The sequence below is a fragment of the Sediminicola sp. 1XM1-17 genome, assembly GCF_037203765.1.
Lineage (GTDB): Bacteria > Bacteroidota > Bacteroidia > Flavobacteriales > Flavobacteriaceae > Sediminicola.
On the sequence record NZ_JBBCAS010000002.1, the window covers coordinates 12,795 to 31,993 of the forward strand.

Sequence of the window (19,199 nt, forward strand, 5' to 3'; positions counted from 1 at the left end):
ACGATTTTGGTAATAGTTCTGCAAGTGTTTTGAAAATTGCTTATTTGGTCATTTCAGCTTCTTTTAGGATTCCCAATTCTAACATGCAGTTTTTCATGGTTTTATAGGTTCTATGGATGTCATTGTCCAAGCCTATGGAGAATCGGATCAATCCGTTGGACAAGCCCATTTCTACCTGTTCCTCCATGGGAATCTCCGAAGAAGTAGAGGTTCCAGGAGCACTAAATAGCGTTTTGTAGAATCCAAGACTAACTGCCAAATAACCCAAATTTCGCTCTTGCATCAGTTCCATAAGGGCGTTTGCCTTGTCCAAAGAGCCTACGTCCAAGGTCATGATACCGCCAAAACCATATTCCGCTACCATTTGATCCTTCATGATCTGGTAGCTCGGGTGCGATTTCAATCCTGGATATACTACCCTGAGTCCGTCTTTAACAAAGTTTTCGGCCAAGTAGGTGGCATTTTCACTGTGTTTCTTCATACGGATATGAAGGGTTCTCATATTCTTTAAAATGGAAGCCGCCCGTAAGCTGTCCAAGGTGCTTCCCAATAGCATTCCGGCACCATTGTTAACGTCCTTAAGACTCAGACAAAAATCAGTTGTTCCACATACCACACCGGCCACGCAATCACTACTGCCGTTGATGAACTTGGTTAGACTGTGGATCACGATATCGGCCCCTAATTTGGCCGGAGCGATTGATAGAGGGGAAAAGGTGTTGTCCACAACAAGTGGAAGGTTGTATTTTTTTGCCAATTTGGAAAGTCCTTTTATGTCGGCTATTTCCAAGAGGGGGTTACTGACTGCCTCACAATAGATCATTTTTGTTTTTGGGGTGATTGCTGCCTCAACCGCCTCTAGATTGGTGATATCAACGAATGAAGTTCCAATATTGAACTTTTTAAGGAAGTTCTTCATGAAGGCATAAGTTCCACCGTAGATGGTACGGCTGCTAACTATATGGTCACTGGTGTCACAAAGTTGAAAAATTACAGCGGTAATAGCCCCCATACCACTGGCAGTTACATTGGCAGATTCTGTTCCTTCCAAAGCAGCCAGTGCTTCTCCCAAATACAAGTTGGAAGGGGTGGAGTGTCTGCTGTACAAGTAGCAGCCCTCTGTATTCCCTTCAAAAGTATCGAACATCGTCTTGGCCGATAAAAAGGTGTAGGTGGAAGAATCCGAAATAGAGGGGTTAACACCTCCAAATTCACCAAAATATTGCAAATCCTGTATACTGTCTGATGCCTTGTAATCCATAATAAGTTGTTTTATTTATGGTATAAAATTAAGAATTCTAGTTTTATTGTCAATGATAGGAGATTTTAAGTGAAAATAAATCTATATTTATAGATTATATAAGATTTTTAAACTAGAAAACCAGGTAAAACCTTCAAATTCAAGAAAAATAATCGGGATGAAATTTGACGAAATAGATGTGAGGTTGTTGGCTCTTTTGCAAGAAGATAGCAAAAAGACGACCAAAGAATACGCTAATGAGCTAAATTTATCAGTGACAGCGGTTTATGAACGAATAAAGCGATTGGAAAAAACAGGTTGCATTACCAAGTATGTTGCCCTGGTAGACAAAAAGAAAGTGAACAAGGCTTTTGTGGTGCTCTGTCACGTAAAGCTGGTTCAGCATACCAAAGAATTTGTATCCCAGTTTGAAAGGGAGGTATTAAGACTCAAAGAAGTTGTAGAATGCTATCATATTAGTGGGGATTACGATTACATTTTAAAAATCCACGTAAGCGATATGGAGGCTTACAGGGATTTTATGGTGGCAAAACTTACGGCCATCAACCACATTGGGAGTACCCAGAGTTCTTTTGTGATCACTGAGGTAAAGCATACTACCGCAATTCCAATCTAATACGCCAAATATTGAACTTTGAAAGCTACAAGGTTTCTAAACCAGAAAATAGTACTAATTTTGTGTTGTCTTAAAAAAATCAAGAATATTTATGAGTTCATATGACGTAGCCATTATTGGTTCAGGCCCCGGAGGATATGTTGCAGCGATCCGTTGCGCACAGTTAGGAATGAAAACAGCAATTATAGAAAAGTATTCCACCTTGGGAGGTACTTGTCTTAATGTGGGTTGTATACCTTCTAAGGCGTTGTTGGATTCATCCCATCACTATGAAGATGCGGTGAAGCATTTCGAAGAGCACGGTATTGAAATACCTGGGGAGGTCAAAGTAAACTTGGAGAAAATGATTTCCAGAAAGCAATCCGTAGTGGACCAGACCACCAAGGGGATTCAGTTCTTGATGGATAAAAACAAGATTGATGTATTCGAAGGGTTGGGAAGCTTCAAAGATGCTACCCATATCGATATCAAAAAGAACGATGGCAAATCAGAGACCATAGAGGCAAAGAAGGTAATTATTGCTACCGGATCAAAACCGTCCAGTCTGCCGTTTATAAAAATAGATAAAGAGAGGGTCATAACCTCTACGGAGGCTTTAAAGCTAAAAGAAATACCCAAGCACCTTGTAATAATTGGTGGTGGGGTTATTGGTCTTGAATTGGGACAGGTTTATAAGAGATTGGGATCTGAAGTGACGGTTGTTGAATTCATGGACCGTATTATTCCAGGAATGGATGGAGCACTTTCAAAAGAACTTGCCAAAGTTCTTAAAAAACAAAAAATGAAGATCAATACTTCACACAAAGTAAAATCCGTAGAGCGGAAAGGTGATGAAGTAATTATAAAGGCCGATGACAACAAAGGAAATGAGGTATCCTTTACCGCCGATTATTGTTTGGTGGCTGTAGGTCGTAGCCCATATACGGCAGGATTGAATCTGGACGCCGCAGGGGTGAAATTGGACGATAGGGGCAGAGTGGCCGTTAATGATCATCTGCAGACCAATGTTTCCCATATTTATGCGATCGGAGATGTGGTAAGAGGAGCTATGTTGGCTCATAAGGCCGAAGAGGAAGGTACTTTGGTAGCAGAGATTATGGCCGGACAAAAACCACACATCGATTATAACTTAATTCCTGGAGTGGTTTACACTTGGCCGGAAGTGGCAGCAGTTGGTAAAACAGAGGAGGAGTTGAAGGAAGCTGGTGTAGCGTTTAAGGTTGGCCAATTTCCGATGAGAGCATTGGGAAGAGCTAGGGCAAGTATGGATATTGACGGTTTTGTCAAAATCCTTGCCGATAAAAAAACAGATGAAGTTCTGGGAGTCCATATGATCGGAGCCCGTGTTGCAGATCTAATTGCCGAGGCGGTAACCGCTATGGAATTTAGGGCCTCTGCCGAGGATATCTCGAGAATGAGCCATGCCCATCCAACCTATGCGGAAGCTGTAAAGGAAGCTGCTCTTGCCGCTACAGATGATAGGGCCTTACACATATAACATCGCATCCGTTACATAAAAAAAATCCCATCAAGCTATTTGATGGGATTTTTTGTTAGTTCTTATGGGAGCCGTCACAATAAGGCGGATTCTTCGTCTGCTTACATGTGCACAGATAGGCTTTTTTATCCTCCTCCACGGAAAAACCAAGGGAAGGGGTTGCATTGTGCGCTCTGTGTGAGCCATCACAAAATGGTTGGTTGCTGCTATGGCTACAGGTACACCAGGCATAACGTTTGTCTTTTTCAAGTTCTACGGCTATAGGCGCGTATGTTTGTTTCTCACTCATGGTTATTTTTTAGCCCGTAAAAGTAAACCAATGAGAGGCAGTGAAAAATAGTTATGCTTAATTTTTAGCGAATCTAAATAGCTTGATGACTGTTACCCTTACTCTAAATAATGTGTCTTTGATCAACCTAAAGGTAAAGGCGATCCACGGTTCGGCATGGGCAGTGAACTGTTGAACCAATTCCCCTGCTTTGGCTTTGATCGCAACCTTGTTATCTTCGTATTTTAGGGCACTGTATACACAGGCAACCATAAAGATCAATGCTCCAGGTACCACGATGTAAGGGGAGAGGGAATGGTGCAAAAAGGCATAGAAACCCAATCCAGTTAAACTACCATACAAGATCACGAAGTGTGAAATATAGATAGATAGGGTGCTGGAACCAATTTTTAGTACGGTACTGTTCAGCATAAACTTTCTAAGCGTCATAAATACACCAAATACCACAAGTACGTTTCCTAACCTGATAAAGAGGTAGTTGTTCTTAAAAAGATCAGCAAACAATTGCAGGCCGGTAGTTTGTGCCAAATAGTTCACAAAGCCCGAAGAATATAGGATGAGTCCAAATCCTGCGGTGAATGCGGTGGCAATGGCTACTGGGTATAAGTATTTGAAGTCTTTGAATTTGGTAAACAGCAAGGATAGGAAGGCTCCAAAAGTGGCATACCCAAACCAAGGGAATATGGTAAATACAGAACCGTTTGCCTTGGTGAAATAATTGGCCAACATATCTGGTAGGAATCCAAATTCCATTATTTTATACTGAGGTTCCAGAACAAAAAGCACTATGGTCGTGGCAAATAAGATCAATGGAAGTACAAATTTCTTTTTGGTACTGGCAAATAAATACATCCCAATAATGCCTAATATGGATAATCCGATACAGTGAAGTACATCCACAAGATAGAAGGTACCGTAAATTTCACCTTTCAACAACCCAAAAAGATTGAGTCTCAAAAGATATCCAATGAGTAATAATTGAAGTCCCCTTTTGATTCCCTTTTTTACCCTAGGATTTTCAAAGCCCTGTTGGTCTCCCCTAACCAGGAGATAGGTAAAGATAAAACCGGACACGGTAAAGAATACTGGGGCTGTAATTCCCCTAAAGTATTGCCAAATGGAAAAGGCTAAATTGGAATTGTCCCTGTAGGCGTTGTCCAATAGGCCATCTACAAAATGTCCCTGTAACATCATAAGAATTGCCCAAGCGCGCATGGCGTCTACAAAGTATAAGCGGTACTTATTTTCTTTCATTTAAGTCACGAATATCAATTACCCTATATACTTGTTAAACAGGGTGTTTGGATGTTTCCGAGTGCAAAATTATATAAAATACTCGCACGTATGCCTATTTTGGGGTATTTTCGTAAAAAAAAATTTCAATGGCTTCTATTTTGGCATTTGCGGGCAGCAATTCTTCTACGTCGATAAATTATAAATTGGTAAAATATACCTCGGGATTGGTTGGTGAAAATGAGATCAAACTTATGGATCTTTCCACTTTGCCAGTTCCCATGTTCAGTGAAGATGTTGAGAAGGCTCATGGGTACCCGAATGATATGGTTGCATTGAACGAAGATATTAAAAAAGCCGATGGATTGATGATTTCTGTCAATGAGCACAACAGTGGCCCTTCTGCCTATTTCAAAAATTTAATGGATTGGTTATCCCGAGTGGACAAACGGTTTTTGGCGGATAAAAAAATTTTGTTGATGTCTGCCTCCCCGGGAAAAAGGGGGGCTCAATCTGCCCTGACCTATGTCAAGGATACGCTTCCCCGTTTCGGAGGTGAGGTTGTTGCAACTTTTTCTTTGCCTTCCTTCAAAGATAATTTTTCTTCCGAAGAGGGCATTTTGGATGAAACATTGAAAAATGGACACCAAGAGGCCTTACAGGTTTTTTTAAATTCAATATAATATTCCATTGCGTACGGAAGCCAATTTTACGGTCGCGAATATCAATAATTTCAAGGATGCTCTTTTGATGTGGGCCCAACAGTACCATGAAGTGGTTTGGTTGGAAAGCAATGGGCATCAGGGAAGGTACAGTTCCTTTGATGGACTTTTGGCAGTGGATGCACTTACCTCAATGGTCACGGACCACCATCAGGCTTTCGAAGAATTGAAATCATACCAACATGAGAGTAAGGATTGGTTGTTTGGATACATGTCCTATGACCTGAAGAATGATGTGGAACAACTGACTTCTTCCAATTATGATGGTCTGGGCTTCGCCGAGCTTCATTTTTTTCAACCCAAAAGAATCATTCAGATCAATGGGAACGAGATCAAATTTTGCTATTTGAATATGGTCTCAGATGAGATGGAGGAAGATTTCAGAGCCATAAATAGTATAAGTCCAACCATGGAGCAAGCGCCAACCGGGGAATCTTCGATCAGAATTAAACTGCGAATATTTAAGGACGATTATTTCAACAGGGTCCAACAACTACTGACGAAGATCCATAGGGGGGATGTGTACGAGGCCAATTTCTGTCAAGAGTTTTATGCGGAAGATACCACGATTGATCCCCTGCGTACTTTTCAAAAATTGAACGCCATTTCCAAGCCGCCTTTTGCCACTTTCTTAAAATTGAATGATGTTTATGCCCTCTCTGCCTCTCCGGAACGCTACATAAAAAAGCATGGAGCCAAAATTATATCACAGCCTATAAAAGGAACGGCAAAACGTTCCATGGACCCCGTGGAAGATGCCAGTTTAAAGAGGAATTTGGAGCATGACCCCAAAGAAAGGGCAGAAAATATAATGATTGTGGACCTGGTTCGAAACGACCTGTCCAAAAGCGCATTGAAGGGTAGTGTAGAGGTAGAAGAACTCTGCAAGGTATATTCCTACCAACAGGTTCACCAAATGATTTCAACCATTGTTGCCACCGTAGATAAAGAGAAAAATCCCGTGGAGATCATCCAAGAGACTTTTCCAATGGGTAGCATGACTGGTGCCCCTAAGGTTTCGGCCATGAAAATTATTGAAGAATTGGAGGCAACCAAACGCGGTCTCTATAGTGGTGCCATTGGGTATTTTACACCTGCGGGCGACTTTGATTTTAATGTTATCATTAGAAGTATTCTCTACAATGCCACCCATAGATATGTATCCTTTTCGGTAGGTAGTGCCATAACGGCCAAGGCTTCCCCAGAGAAGGAATATGAGGAATGTCTTCTAAAAGCAAAAGCAATGCGTTTGGTTTTGGAAGAATAGGATACACAGGGATTTATTTCCAATTAATTGGTTACTTTTAAAGGTAAGTATCGATAAGAATGCACCAAGAATTTTTCCTCCCTTTTAAGAAGTATAGCATCGCCATGATGTACACCCAGCCCCAAGTGGTTAAGGGAGTGGCCGTGCTGTGCCATGGGTTCGGGGAACACTACAGGAGGTATTTGCCGGAGGTGATCCCCATGTTGGAAAATGCCGGGCTTGCCGTTGTGGCCTATGACAATTTTGGACATGGACAAACGGGAGGAAAGCGGGGCCATTGCCCCAATTACGAGAGTCTACTGGAATTACTGGATTTGGTCATTGAAAGGGCACAATCGCTCTATCCCCAAAAGCCGCTTTTCCTTTACGGGCATAGTATGGGAGGTAATCTTGTCCTAAATTTCGCTATGCGGAGAAAACATAACATCCGTGGGATCATAGCAACCAGTCCTTATCTTCGGTTGGCCTTTGATCCCCCCAAATGGAAAATGATCTTGGGCAGGGCCATGCTCAATATATTTCCTTCTTTGACCTTGCCATCCGGTTTGGATACCAAGGGAATATCTAGAATTCCGGAGGAAGTGGTACGTTATAAAAATGATCCCTTGGTACACGATAAGGTAAGTCCCATGTTCTCGCTACCGATAATGGATGCCGGAGAATGGGCCATAGCAAATAGTAATTTAATGGAGGTAAGCACCCTGTTGGTACATGGCACCGCAGATCCCATTATTGACCATAGGGGAACACTGGCTTTTCACGAAAATGCCAATACGACCACCTTGGAGCTTATGGAAGGGGGCTACCATGAATTGCACAAGGATCTATGCAGTAAAGAAATGTTGGGCCTTATCAAGAATTGGTTGGGGCAACAACTTTAAGTACATTTACATCGTGCTACAAGAATTCAAAGAACATATTCAAAACACCTTTCCCCATTTAAGGGAACGCAAGTTTTTATTGGCATGTAGCGGAGGACTTGATAGTGTGGTCCTAACCCATTTGTGCCATAGTGCTGGCTTGGATTTTGCATTGGCCCATTGTAACTTTGGATTAAGGGGAGAAGCAAGTGATGGTGATGAGGCTTTTGTTAAGGCATTGGCCCATGACATGGATAAGGAGTTTTATGTAATTCATTTTGATACAGCGGATTACATGGGTAAAAAGAAAGTTTCTCTTCAAATGGCAGCGCGTGAGCTCCGTTATGATTGGTTTCATGGTTTGATGGAGCAAAAAGGATGGAAGACACTTATAACGGCACACCATGCCGATGATAATTTAGAAACTTTTTTGATCAACCTTTCGAGGGGAACAGGTATTGATGGCCTTACAGGTATTCCAGAAAATACAGAAAGCATTTCAAGACCTTTGCTAAAAAACTCCAGGGAAGAGATTACGGAATATGCCAAAAGCCAGGAATTAAAATGGCGTGAGGACAGCTCCAACCAGGAAACCAAATATCTAAGGAATCAGATCAGGCACAAGATTGTCCCCTTACTCAAAGAATTACATCCTACCTTCTTGAATAATTTTTTGCAAACCCAGCATTATTTGAATGGAACCTCCATGATAATAGATGGGCATATCAGACAACTAAAAGCGCACCTTTTTGTCAGGGAACAGGAGGTGGTCAAAATTCCGATTGCCGAATTATCAAAATTGGAACCCCTTGAACATTATTTGTTCGCCTTGTTCCATGATTATGGGTTTGTGGAATGGAATGATGTACAGTCATTATTGACGGCCATGGGAGGCAAAGAGGTTCGTTCCAAGACGCACAGATTGCTGAAACACAGGGAGTATCTGCTCCTTCAAGAGTTAATAGAGCCAACCAGTGTAGCATACAAGGTTCAGGAAAGTGACAAGAGGCTGGAGGTGCCAATGCAGCTATCCTTTGAGGTTGTTGACAGGATGGAGGAAACAGGGAGTAATATACTTTATGTAGATAAAGAAACGTTAAAGTATCCATTGACCATAAGAAAATGGAGAAAAGGGGATTATTTTTACCCTTTTGGCATGCGCGGAAGAAAAAAGGTGTCCAAATTTTTCAAGGACATCAAAATGGACCGTATTTCCAAGGAAAAACAATGGTTATTGTGTTCTGAGGATCTAGTGGTTTGGATTATGGAAAAAAGAGGGGACGATCGATTTAAGGTGACCTCTAAAACAAAACAGATATTAAAAATCAAAATAGAGGAATGAAGAAATTTATTGCAGGGATTGTATTATTCTTGACATTTACCGGGGTATTTGCCCAAACGGAGGATAATCCTGTTGCATGGTCCTATGAGGTAAAAAAGATTTCTGATCTGGAATATGACCTAATCATAAAAGGTGACATTCTAAAAGGGTGGCATATCTATTCCCAATTTACCCCTGAAGGCGGTTCACAGCCTAGCGAATTTACTTTTGAAGGCGCCGGTGAAGGTTACGAATTGTTAGGGGAGGCAAAAGAAGGAAAAACGGTTCGGGAGTTCAGTGAAATATTTGAGGTAGAAGAGGTTTTCTTCAAAGATGAGGCTCTTTTTACACAACGAATCAAGCTATTGGATCCCAGTGTAGACCAATTGGAGGTTGCCCTATTTTATCAGATTTGTAAAGAGGTCTGTATTCCCAAAGATGAAGTATTCAATATTTCACTGAGCGGTAAGGCCGTAGTGGTGAATGAAAAAACGGTGGACCAGCGCAGTCAGGACCTGAGTGAGGCTCTTCTGCTGGACCTTAAGAACGTGAAAACTTTGAACGGCGATTCGGAGAACGTTGATCTTGGAACCAGTCTTTGGATGATTTTCGGACTTGGATTTCTAGGAGGATTGATAGCCTTGTTGACACCCTGTGTTTTTCCCATGATCCCATTGACGGTATCCTTTTTTACCAAACAATCACAACCAAAAGCAAGGGGCATAACAAACGCCTTGTTATATGGCTTTTTTATTGTACTGATCTATTTCCTGTTGAGCTTACCTTTTCATTTGTTTGATTCAGTAGATTCGCAGATCTTGAACACCATTGCCACCAATGTTTGGCTGAACGTATTCTTCTTTTTGATTTTTATATTCTTCTCGTTCTCCTTTTTTGGGTATTATGAACTTACACTTCCCAGCTCTTGGGCCAATAAGATGGATTCGGCCTCATCAAAAGTAGGCGGGGGTTTTGGAATATTTTTTATGGCCGTGACCTTGGCCATCGTGTCCTTTTCCTGTACAGGACCTATTTTGGGAGGTTTATTGGGAAGTACGGCTTTGGCCGATGGTGATGTAGCTACCAATCTGACAGTTGGTATGTTGGGGTTTGGGGTGGCCTTGGCCTTGCCCTTTGCGCTATTTGCCCTGTTCCCGGCATGGTTGAACTCCTTGCCCAAGTCGGGAGGATGGATGACCACTGTAAAAGTGGTTCTTGGATTTTTGGAACTGGCACTGGCCTTCAAATTCCTATCCAATGCCGATTTGGTAGGCAACTGGGGTATTTTTAAAAGGGAAATATTTTTGGGAATCTGGATCCTGTTGTTTTTATTGATGACCTTGTATCTCATGGGGGTTTTCCGTTTCCCACACGATGGCCCCAAACAAAAATTATCAAAAACGAGATTGGGCATTGCCATATTGAGCGGTGCCTTCACACTATATTTGATCTTGGGACTGGCCAAGGTGAGCAATCTAAAACTCTTGAGCGGTTTTCCGCCTCCAGAATTCTATAGTGTTATGGAACAAGAGAGCGACTGTCCTTTGGGGATTGATTGTTTCAAGGATTTTGATGAAGGTTTGGCCCATGCCAAAAAGGTCAATAAACCCATTCTCTTGGATTTTACGGGTTGGGCATGTGTCAATTGTCGTAAAATGGAAGAGACGGTTTGGAGTGAGCCCGAAATCTATCCTTTGCTAAAAGAAGATTTTGTGCTGATTTCTCTGTACATCGATGATCGGAAACCATTGCCGGAAGATGGACAGTTCGATTTTAAATATAAATCCGGGCGGGTGAAGACCATCAAGACCGTAGGAGAAAAGTGGGGTACCTTTCAGACTCTGAACTTCAATGCGGCGTCTCAACCTTACTATGTTTTGCTTTCACCGGATTTGGAAGTGCTCAACTCTTCCATTCAATATACGGATAAGGAAACCTATTTTAATTGGTTGAAGACCGGTTTAAAGAACTATAGGTCCTTAGCTGCAGATAATCCATTTAACCAAACCAAAACATTCAACTAATGAAAAAACACCTTATCCTTCTTTTGGCCGTATCCATGGCTTTTTCCTGTAGAAATGTCAAAGTCCTGGAAAAGGAAATGCCAGGGGATTCCAAAACGGTTACAGCGGAAAATTATGTAGCAAAAGAACATTATACCAAGCAGGAGGTTACCATCACTATGCGTGATGGAGTTAAGTTGCACACCACAATATATTCACCAAAGGATACCTCTAAAAAATATCCCATCCTTTTTCAGCGTACCCCTTATAGCTGTAAACCATATGGTGCCAATGAATTTAAGTCACAGATCGGTCCCAATATGAAAATGATGATGGAGGGCAATATTGTTGTTTACCAGGATGTCAGGGGAAGGTGGAACAGTGAGGGTGTTTATGACAATATGAGAGCCTTTGTACCCAATAAAAAAGAAGGGGAGGTAGATGAGGCCTCGGACACTTACGATTCTATTGAATGGTTGGTGAATAATGTAGAGAACAATAATGGAAGAGTTGGAATTTGGGGGATCTCATATCCAGGGTTTTATGCCACCTATTCTTTGTTGGATGCCCACCCGGCCTTAAAAGCGGTTTCTCCACAAGCCCCTATAGGTGATTTTTATTTTGATGATTTTCACCATAACGGTGCCTACTTATTGAGCTACTGGAGAGCAACCTCTGTATTTGGATATATGAAGGATACCCCCACCAAGGAAGAATGGTATACTTATCCGGACATAGGTACACAGGACCAATACCAATTCTTTTTGGACAACGGACCGCTTTCCAATTTGGACAAATATTATAAGGAGGACAACGTTTTTTGGCAGCAATTGAAAGAGCATCCGGATTATGATGAGTTCTGGCAAAAACGAGGGATCATTCAGCATTTGGAAAATATTAAGCCTGCCGTCATGGTAGTTGGGGGGTGGTTTGATGCCGAGGACCTTTATGGACCGTTGACCACTTACAGTACCATAGAAAAACAAAATTCCAATTACAATACGATCGTAATGGGACCATGGAGCCACGGTGATTGGTCTAAAAAAACCAAAAGACAGGCAATCGGGAATGTTTATTTTGGTGACGATATATCTCAATTCTTTCAGGAACATATAGAAAGTAAATTTTTCAATCATTTCTTAAAGGGAGAAGGGGAACAGGAGACAGAGCTTCCTGAGGCTTATGTGTTTGATACGGGCACCAAGGAATGGAAACAATTTGATGCTTGGCCCCCAAAGAATACCAAGAAAGAAATCTATTACCTGCAACCAGATCAAGGTTTTGGAAAAGATGGCGCTAATGGTAATTCTGCCGATGAATTCATCAGTGACCCCAAGAAACCAGTGCCCTATACTGAAGATATTAAAGTTGTTTTCACTCCAAGGAAATATATGACAGATGACCAGCGATTTGCTGCCCGTAGGCCAGATGTATTGGTTTTTGAAACCGAGGCCTTGGATAATCCCGTGACATTGGCGGGTGATATTATGGCCAAGTTAAAGGTGGCAACTACAGGAACGGATGCGGATTGGGTAGTGAAATTGATAGATGTCTATCCTGCCGATCATCCCGATTATGAGGAAACCCAAGAGTATTTAAAAATGAGCAATTACCATCAGATGGTTCGTAGTGAGGTGCTTAGGGGGCGATATAGGAACGATTTCTCTAAACCGGAAGCATTTGTTCCCAATAAAGAATCCGCTGTGAATATAAAACTACAGGATGTGATGCACACATTTAAAAAGGGACACAAGATCCAGATCCAAATACAAAGTACCTGGTTCCCATATATTGATATCAACCCGCAGACTTTTGTGAAAAACATATTCTATGCAAAACCGGAAGATTTTAAAAAACAGACGCATAAAGTATTCCATAGTTCACAAATAGAATTTACAGTAATGGAATAGGATACATATTCTTTACCAATAAAAAGGGCTGCCAAAAGGCAGCCTTTTTCATTTCTGGAAATTAAGGTTATCTTTCAGCAAGTAAAAAGTTGGAAGTGAATAGGACAAAAAAGGTATTGGCAATAATTTTATTGGTCTTTGGATTGCTGTCATTGGCATTGATTATATTCATCCAGACCCTGAAGCCCGACTATAAAGGGAAGAAGCAATTACCTGGTATTTCGGAGCCTGTCTCCGTTTATTTTGACACCTATGGCATTCCTCACATTTATGCTTCCAACGAGCAAGATGCCATGCGGGTTTTGGGTTATGTACATGCCCAGGACCGGTTGTGGCAAATGGAGCTATTAAGACGTATTGGGAGTGGTGGCCTTTCGGAAGTGTTTGGAGAGGATATGGTAGGGACAGACCAATTTTTCCTCTCATTGGGCATAGACGACGCCTCGCAAAAAGCTGTCGGGATTTTGGATAAAAATTCGGAAGAGCGCAAACTTGCACAAGCCTATTTGGATGGTGTGAACCATTTCATAGAAAAAGGACCTACCCCAGTGGAATTCTTCCTGACAGGACTCACCAAAAAGCGCTTTCAACTCAAAGATATTTATAATACGGTGGGGTACATGGGATTTAGTTTTGCCATGGCCCACAAAACAGACCCGTTATTGGCCAATATTAAGGACAAGTTGGGGGTGTCATATCTCCAAGATCTGGAAGTAGGAGTAGATGACAATACGGAATGGATCAAAAACTATCAAAGTACGGTTTCTGATACTATTCAAAACAATGTTGTGGCCATACTTGGAAAATCATTGACCGGATTGCCTGTTCCACAGTTTATAGGAAGCAACAGCTGGGTCATAGCACCCGAAAAGACGAAAAACGGGAAGGTGATCCTAGCGAATGACCCCCATATTGGGTTTGCACAACCCGCAGTATGGTATGAGGCCCATGTGAGTACACCAACATATGAGAAATACGGGTATCATATGGCGGGGATCCCTTTTCCTCTGTTGGGCCATGACCGTAAATTGGCCTACGGGATTACCATGTTTGAAAATGATGATGTGGATTTTTACTACGAGGAACAACACCCTACAGACAGTACCCTGTATAAAACTAGCGAGGGTTGGGAAAAATATGAGGTCTTGCATAAAATGATCAAGGTAAAGGACGGAGAGGATGTTACCTTTACGTTCAAAAAAACCAAGCATGGGCCTATTCTAAACGGAATAGCAGACCAAGTGACGGGACCGCGTCCCATAGCCATGTCATGGATGTATACCCAAGGCGAAAATAGAATAATGGAAGCGGTATACGGATTGAGTCAAGCACAGACGTTGGGAGATTTTCGCAAGGCCTTGCCCAATATTCATGCTCCGGGCCTCAATATCATGTATGGGGATGCCCTTGGTAATATTGCTTGGTGGGCCACAGCAAAATTGTACCAATTGGCCGAAGGGACAAATACAAAATTGATCATGGATGGGGCATCAGGAAAAAATGAAATTGTCCGTTATCTCAATTTCGAGGAGAATCCCCAAGCTGTAAATCCGCCTTGGAAGTATGTCTATTCGGCCAATAACCAACCAGATTCCATCGCCGGAATGTTATATCCCGGTTATTACCTTCCCGAGAACAGGGCAGAACGTATCGTGCAACTGTTGGAGCCAAAGAACGATTGGGATATGTCCAGTGCACAAAACATGATCTTGGATGTGACTTCTTCGGTAGATTTTTCTGTTGCACAAGATCTTATAGGATCCATGGAAATTGCCAGATTTTCCCCGGAACACAGAAAAGCAGTGGATCTCTTGAGGCATTGGGATGGCAGTTATCCCCTTCAAACGGTAGCAGGGACCATTTATCAAAGATGGATTTATTATTTCCTTAAATATACCTTGGAGGATGAATTGGGACCAGAGCTGTTCCAACAATTATTGGCGACCCACTTGATCAAAAGATCTATAGCTCCGTTGGCCAACAAAACCACATCCATATGGTACGACAATGCGATGACCGGCGATAGGGTTGAAACCAAGGAAGAAATAGTTTCCATGGCCTTAAAAGAGGCTCTGACATCATTGAAGGCAGATTTTGGTGAGGATCCTGATCAGTGGACGTGGAATCGAGTGCATACCTTGGAGCATGGACACCCCATAGGAAAAGTAGCCTTGTTCCGTCGTTTCTTTAATATAGGTCCCTTTCCCGTCATCGGAGCAAGGGAAGTTATCAATAATATGGGGTTTCCATATGATTCCAGTGGTTTTTACCAGGTAAATTCGGGTCCGTCTACCCGACGGATTATTGATTTTTCGGATATAGAGAACAGTCAAAGTATTCTTCCCACTGGTCAATCGGGCAATCCGTTCAGCCCTCATTATGAAGACCAGGCAGAAATGTTTGTCAATGGGGAATTCCGTAAGATGATGATGAACGAAGAAGAGATAAAAAAGTCATCTGAAAACCTATTGATATTTCAGCCGGCAAAAGATTTACGAAATTAAGATCATTTTAATGGTAGTAACATGCCATAATCCAATTCTATCCATCGAAAATAGTATATACCTAATTTTTTAATTACATTTAGGGAGAAACAAGTCTATTTTATGTTGTCAAAGGTTTACGGGAGCGCAGTATTTGGGGTCGAGGCCACCACGATCGTCGTCGAAGTAAATGTGGACAAGGGTATCGGCTATCATTTGGTAGGTTTGCCGGACAACGCCATTAAAGAGAGCAATTATAGGATTGCCGCCGCCCTGCAGAACAACGGCTATAAAATTCCAGGTAAAAAAATCACCATCAATATGGCCCCGGCCGATATGCGCAAAGAGGGCTCTGCTTATGATCTTACGCTGGCCTTGGGAATTTTGACTGCTTCCAATCAAATTAAATCAGACAACATGGAGAAATATATCATCATGGGAGAACTCTCTCTTGATGGTAGTTTACAGCCCATTAAAGGGGCATTGCCCATAGCCATAAAGGCATTGGAAGAAGGGTTTGAAGGCTTTATATTGCCAAAGGAGAATGCGAGGGAAGCAGCCATTGTCAGTGGTTTAGCAGTTTATGGCATTGAAAACATCAAAGAGGTTATCGCCTATTTCGACAGTGGTGCTCTCTTGGAACAGACTGTTATAGATACCAGGGAGGAATTTTATAAGAGCCTTGATTTTCCCGAGTTTGATTTTTCTGATGTCAAGGGTCAAGAAAGCATCAAGCGTTGTATGGAAATAGCTGCTGCGGGAGGTCATAATATTATTCTCATTGGTCCCCCGGGAGCGGGAAAAACCATGTTGGCCAAACGTTTGCCTTCCATTTTACCGCCCATGACCCTTCATGAAGCCTTGGAGACCACAAAAATTCACAGTGTGGTGGGAAAGATCAAGAATATGGGTCTTATGAACCAGCGGCCCTTTAGGAGTCCACATCACACCATTAGTGATGTTGCCCTCGTTGGAGGTGGAACCTATCCCCAACCGGGGGAAATATCACTTTCGCATAATGGGGTTTTGTTCTTGGATGAACTTCCAGAATTTAAGAGGGGCGTCCTGGAAGTCATGCGGCAGCCTCTTGAAGATAGGGAGGTAACCATTTCCAGAGCACGGTTTACCGTGACATACCCCAGTAGTTTTATGTTGGTGGCTAGTATGAACCCCAGTCCCAGTGGCTTTTTTAATGACCCGGATGCTCCTGTGTCATCTTCCCCCGCAGAAATGCAGCGTTATCTTAGCAAGGTTTCCGGTCCTTTGTTGGATCGTATAGACATTCATATAGAAGTGACTCCGGTACCCTTTGAAAAGCTCTCCGAAGAGCGAAAGGGAGAGGGTAGCGTGGAGATTCGCAAACGGGTAACTAAAGCTAGGGATGTACAGACCCAAAGATTCGAACAATTGGAACACGTGCACTACAATGCCCAAATGAATACCAAGCACATTAGACAATACTGCAAACTTGACGAAGCCTCCAAAACCTTGTTGAAAAATGCCATGGAACGACTTAACCTTTCGGCAAGGGCGTATGACCGTATCCTTAAAGTGGCAAGGACCATTGCTGATCTGGAAAAGGCCTCAGAAATTAACGGATCGCATATTGGAGATGCTATATATACAAATGTGTAACTTAAATTATATTATTTACTTAGTAATATAAAAGTGGGAACAAAAAGAAAAGTAAAGAATTTCACTACACAGGCTTAGATTTTAATTTGTGAAACATTTTTTTACTTTCGTTGTATAATTGCCTTGTATGAATAAAAATAGATGCGCTATTTACTGTAGAATTTCAGTAGATAGGGAAAATCAAAAGAGTATTAAAGAACAGAAAATCACAGGGTTAGAATTTTGTAAGGCTAATAATTTTGAGCCTGTTATCTATATAGATCAGGGTCTATCTGGAGGAGGTGAAACTGGTAAGCGTGTAGATTATACTCGCATGTTATCGGATATTGAGGCAGATAAACTGGATGCTGTCTTTGTGCATAATCAGGACAGGCTAGCTAGGGAGGAGCTCACATGGTTTACCTTTCTGGAAATTATGATGGAGCACGGAGTGACTCTGTATGAGGACGGTAAAGCTGTAGACCTAGAGGATGAGAGTACCCGAATGATGGGAGGTTTTAAGGCTATTATGGATGCTAGCTTTAGGAGGACAACATCTAAGAAGATCAAGAAAGTATTAGACAGGAATGTAGCAGAGGGAAAAACCACAGGTATACAGGCTTACGGTTATACCTCAGATGAGAATAAAAATCTGGTCATTGATCCTCAGGAGGCAGAGGTAGTGAGGCTGATCTTTACCCTAGCCAGTACTGGTCAGGGCACTATCAACATAGCACACGAGCTAAATAGGAGAGGGATACCTACCAGATACGCTAAAATATCTGAGTATGGTAAAAAGGATTTCATAGTTAAAAACGTGCACACCAATACCTCAGAGGTCAGGACTAAATCTGGCACAACTTGGGGCAATAGTACTATTAGGGGTATCCTCAGAAATAGAAAGTACATAGGAGAGAGAGTGCACGGAGGAGAAGTATACCCATGTCCTGCTATCATTGATAAAACCCTCTGGGATAAAGTAGCAATTAGATTAGATAAAGGATTGAAGAGAGGACAGAAATCAGAGCATAAATACCTATTGTCTGGTTTAGTTGTCTGTGGTGCCTGCGGTAAAAGGATGACAGGTAGAGCTCTCTCTGGACGTAGAAAAGACGGTGACGCTTATAGATGTGTGAACAAAAGACTGAGGAGAGGAGAGAGGTGCCAAGCTAGAGAGATCAAAAAAGGAGCTTTAGATACTCTTATCTGGGAGCGTCTGTTTATGGATAAGCATATTATGGAATTGGCTCAGGAGTATTTAAGTGAAGATAGAACTGATGAGAAAATACAGACTCTCAGATATCAGGTCAAAGATGTCAAGAGCAAATTAGATGCTGTTAGAAAAAAGAGGACTAGAGCTGTAGATTTAGTGCTGGAGGGTATTGTAGATAAATCACAACTAAGAAGTACTTTAGAGGGCTATGATCTGGAGGAGATAGAACATAAGAACCGTATAACCAAATTAGAGCAGGAAATAGATTACAGGGTAGATAATGCTACTAAAGCTAAGAACGTTTATTCTGAGCTAGATGAGGTAAAGAATAAAGCCTCATTTAACTTAAAGCAGGGATTGATTCAGAAGTATGTTAAAAAAATCCATGTCCTATATATTGATAGAGCCTATCACATTTTAATAGAGTTTCATTTAGACATACCTAATGAGCAGTATGTGACTGATACCAGATATAATATTTTTGTAGAACAGAGAGGAAATGAGATCATTATGAATACTGAGAAGTATAAGAGACTAGCTGAGGAGGCTACAGATGATAGCTGGATGATCACTGACCCAGTAATCAGTAGATGCCTTAGGACTAGCTTACAATTTGATGAGAGAGTATTTAATAGCTATGATACTGATAATGAGATATATATGTGATTTATTTAAAGTATTTGTGCGGTCTTTATTAAGGGGTTTGCTTAAAAATTTAGAAAACCGTATAAAATGGACATTGGGGTGGGGGGTGAAATCCTTTGTTTTATGCTGATTTTTTGCGCATGCACAGCTTTAAATAAAATGCTCAGTTATTTACAAAAGTGAACATTACTATATTTTATAGGGGCTCAGCGCATAATCAATAAAAATAATGTTCAGTTTGTTAGATTTTATTTGGTAACTGAA

General features: G+C 41.6%; 14 protein-coding genes. 11 read left to right on the forward strand and 3 right to left on the reverse strand.

Annotated elements, in window-relative coordinates; genetic code table 11:
• Positions 1 to 40: 40 nt before the first annotated feature.
• Positions 41 to 1,261 (reverse strand): aminotransferase class I/II-fold pyridoxal phosphate-dependent enzyme, encoded by a 1,221-nt coding sequence (locus WAA86_RS03060; protein ID WP_337299508.1) that lies wholly within the window; start codon positions 1,259 to 1,261, stop codon positions 41 to 43.
• 157 nt (positions 1,262 to 1,418) lie between these two features.
• On the opposite strand from WAA86_RS03060, the gene WAA86_RS03065 reads away from it, so the two are divergent.
• Both WAA86_RS03065 and lpdA read left to right on the forward strand, forming a co-directional pair.
• Positions 1,419 to 1,877, forward strand: a complete 459-nt coding sequence (locus WAA86_RS03065; protein WP_337299509.1) for an Lrp/AsnC family transcriptional regulator — start codon at positions 1,419 to 1,421, stop codon at positions 1,875 to 1,877.
• A gap of 91 nt (positions 1,878 to 1,968) precedes the next feature.
• Positions 1,969 to 3,375: a dihydrolipoyl dehydrogenase gene (gene lpdA, locus WAA86_RS03070; RefSeq protein ID WP_337299510.1), complete on the forward strand. Its 1,407-nt coding sequence runs from the start codon at positions 1,969 to 1,971 to the stop codon at positions 3,373 to 3,375.
• A 55-nt stretch (positions 3,376 to 3,430) separates the two neighbouring features.
• On the opposite strand, the gene WAA86_RS03075 is transcribed toward lpdA, so the two are convergent.
• Both WAA86_RS03075 and WAA86_RS03080 read right to left on the reverse strand, forming a co-directional pair.
• Positions 3,431 to 3,664 carry a CDGSH iron-sulfur domain-containing protein gene (locus tag WAA86_RS03075; protein ID WP_337299511.1) on the reverse strand — a complete coding sequence of 78 codons (234 nt, stop codon included), beginning with the start codon at positions 3,662 to 3,664 and terminating at the stop codon, positions 3,431 to 3,433.
• Positions 3,665 to 3,721: 57 nt separating this feature from the next.
• Entirely contained in the window at positions 3,722 to 4,918 is a 1,197-nt protein-coding gene (locus WAA86_RS03080) for a heparan-alpha-glucosaminide N-acetyltransferase domain-containing protein (protein ID WP_337299512.1), read from the reverse strand.
• A gap of 128 nt (positions 4,919 to 5,046) precedes the next feature.
• On the opposite strand from WAA86_RS03080, the gene WAA86_RS03085 reads away from it, so the two are divergent.
• The 9 genes from WAA86_RS03085 (at position 5,047) to WAA86_RS03125 (ending at position 18,956) form a co-directional block, all read left to right on the forward strand.
• A complete protein-coding gene (locus WAA86_RS03085) occupies positions 5,047 to 5,580 on the forward strand; it encodes an NADPH-dependent FMN reductase (RefSeq protein WP_337299513.1) in 534 nt (177 codons plus the stop codon).
• Positions 5,581 to 5,587: 7 nt separating this feature from the next.
• Positions 5,588 to 6,886 (forward strand): anthranilate synthase component I family protein, encoded by a 1,299-nt coding sequence (locus tag WAA86_RS03090; protein WP_337299514.1) that lies wholly within the window; start codon positions 5,588 to 5,590, stop codon positions 6,884 to 6,886.
• Between the two features lie 59 nt (positions 6,887 to 6,945).
• Positions 6,946 to 7,767, forward strand: a complete 822-nt coding sequence (locus tag WAA86_RS03095) for an alpha/beta hydrolase (RefSeq protein WP_337299515.1) — start codon at positions 6,946 to 6,948, stop codon at positions 7,765 to 7,767.
• Positions 7,694 to 9,088 (forward strand): tRNA lysidine(34) synthetase TilS, encoded by a 1,395-nt coding sequence (gene tilS / locus WAA86_RS03100; RefSeq protein ID WP_337299516.1) that lies wholly within the window; start codon positions 7,694 to 7,696, stop codon positions 9,086 to 9,088. The genes WAA86_RS03095 and tilS overlap by 74 nt, the downstream gene beginning before the upstream one ends.
• Positions 9,085 to 11,091, forward strand: a complete 2,007-nt coding sequence (locus WAA86_RS03105) for a protein-disulfide reductase DsbD family protein (RefSeq protein ID WP_337299517.1) — start codon at positions 9,085 to 9,087, stop codon at positions 11,089 to 11,091. The genes tilS and WAA86_RS03105 overlap by 4 nt, the downstream gene beginning before the upstream one ends.
• Positions 11,091 to 12,980 carry a CocE/NonD family hydrolase gene (locus tag WAA86_RS03110; RefSeq protein ID WP_443217563.1) on the forward strand — a complete coding sequence of 630 codons (1,890 nt, stop codon included), beginning with the start codon at positions 11,091 to 11,093 and terminating at the stop codon, positions 12,978 to 12,980. The genes WAA86_RS03105 and WAA86_RS03110 overlap by 1 nt, the downstream gene beginning before the upstream one ends.
• 95 nt (positions 12,981 to 13,075) lie before the next feature.
• The gene (locus WAA86_RS03115; RefSeq protein ID WP_337299518.1) at positions 13,076 to 15,484 is read left to right on the forward strand and encodes a penicillin acylase family protein; all 2,409 of its coding nucleotides are present in this window, start codon (positions 13,076 to 13,078) and stop codon (positions 15,482 to 15,484) included.
• Between the two features lie 102 nt (positions 15,485 to 15,586).
• Entirely contained in the window at positions 15,587 to 17,098 is a 1,512-nt protein-coding gene (locus WAA86_RS03120) for a YifB family Mg chelatase-like AAA ATPase (protein WP_337299519.1), read from the forward strand.
• A gap of 127 nt (positions 17,099 to 17,225) precedes the next feature.
• On the forward strand, positions 17,226 to 18,956 hold the full coding sequence (locus WAA86_RS03125; RefSeq protein ID WP_337299520.1) for a recombinase family protein: 1,731 nt from the start codon (positions 17,226 to 17,228) through the stop codon (positions 18,954 to 18,956).
• Positions 18,957 to 19,199: the final 243 nt, after the last annotated feature.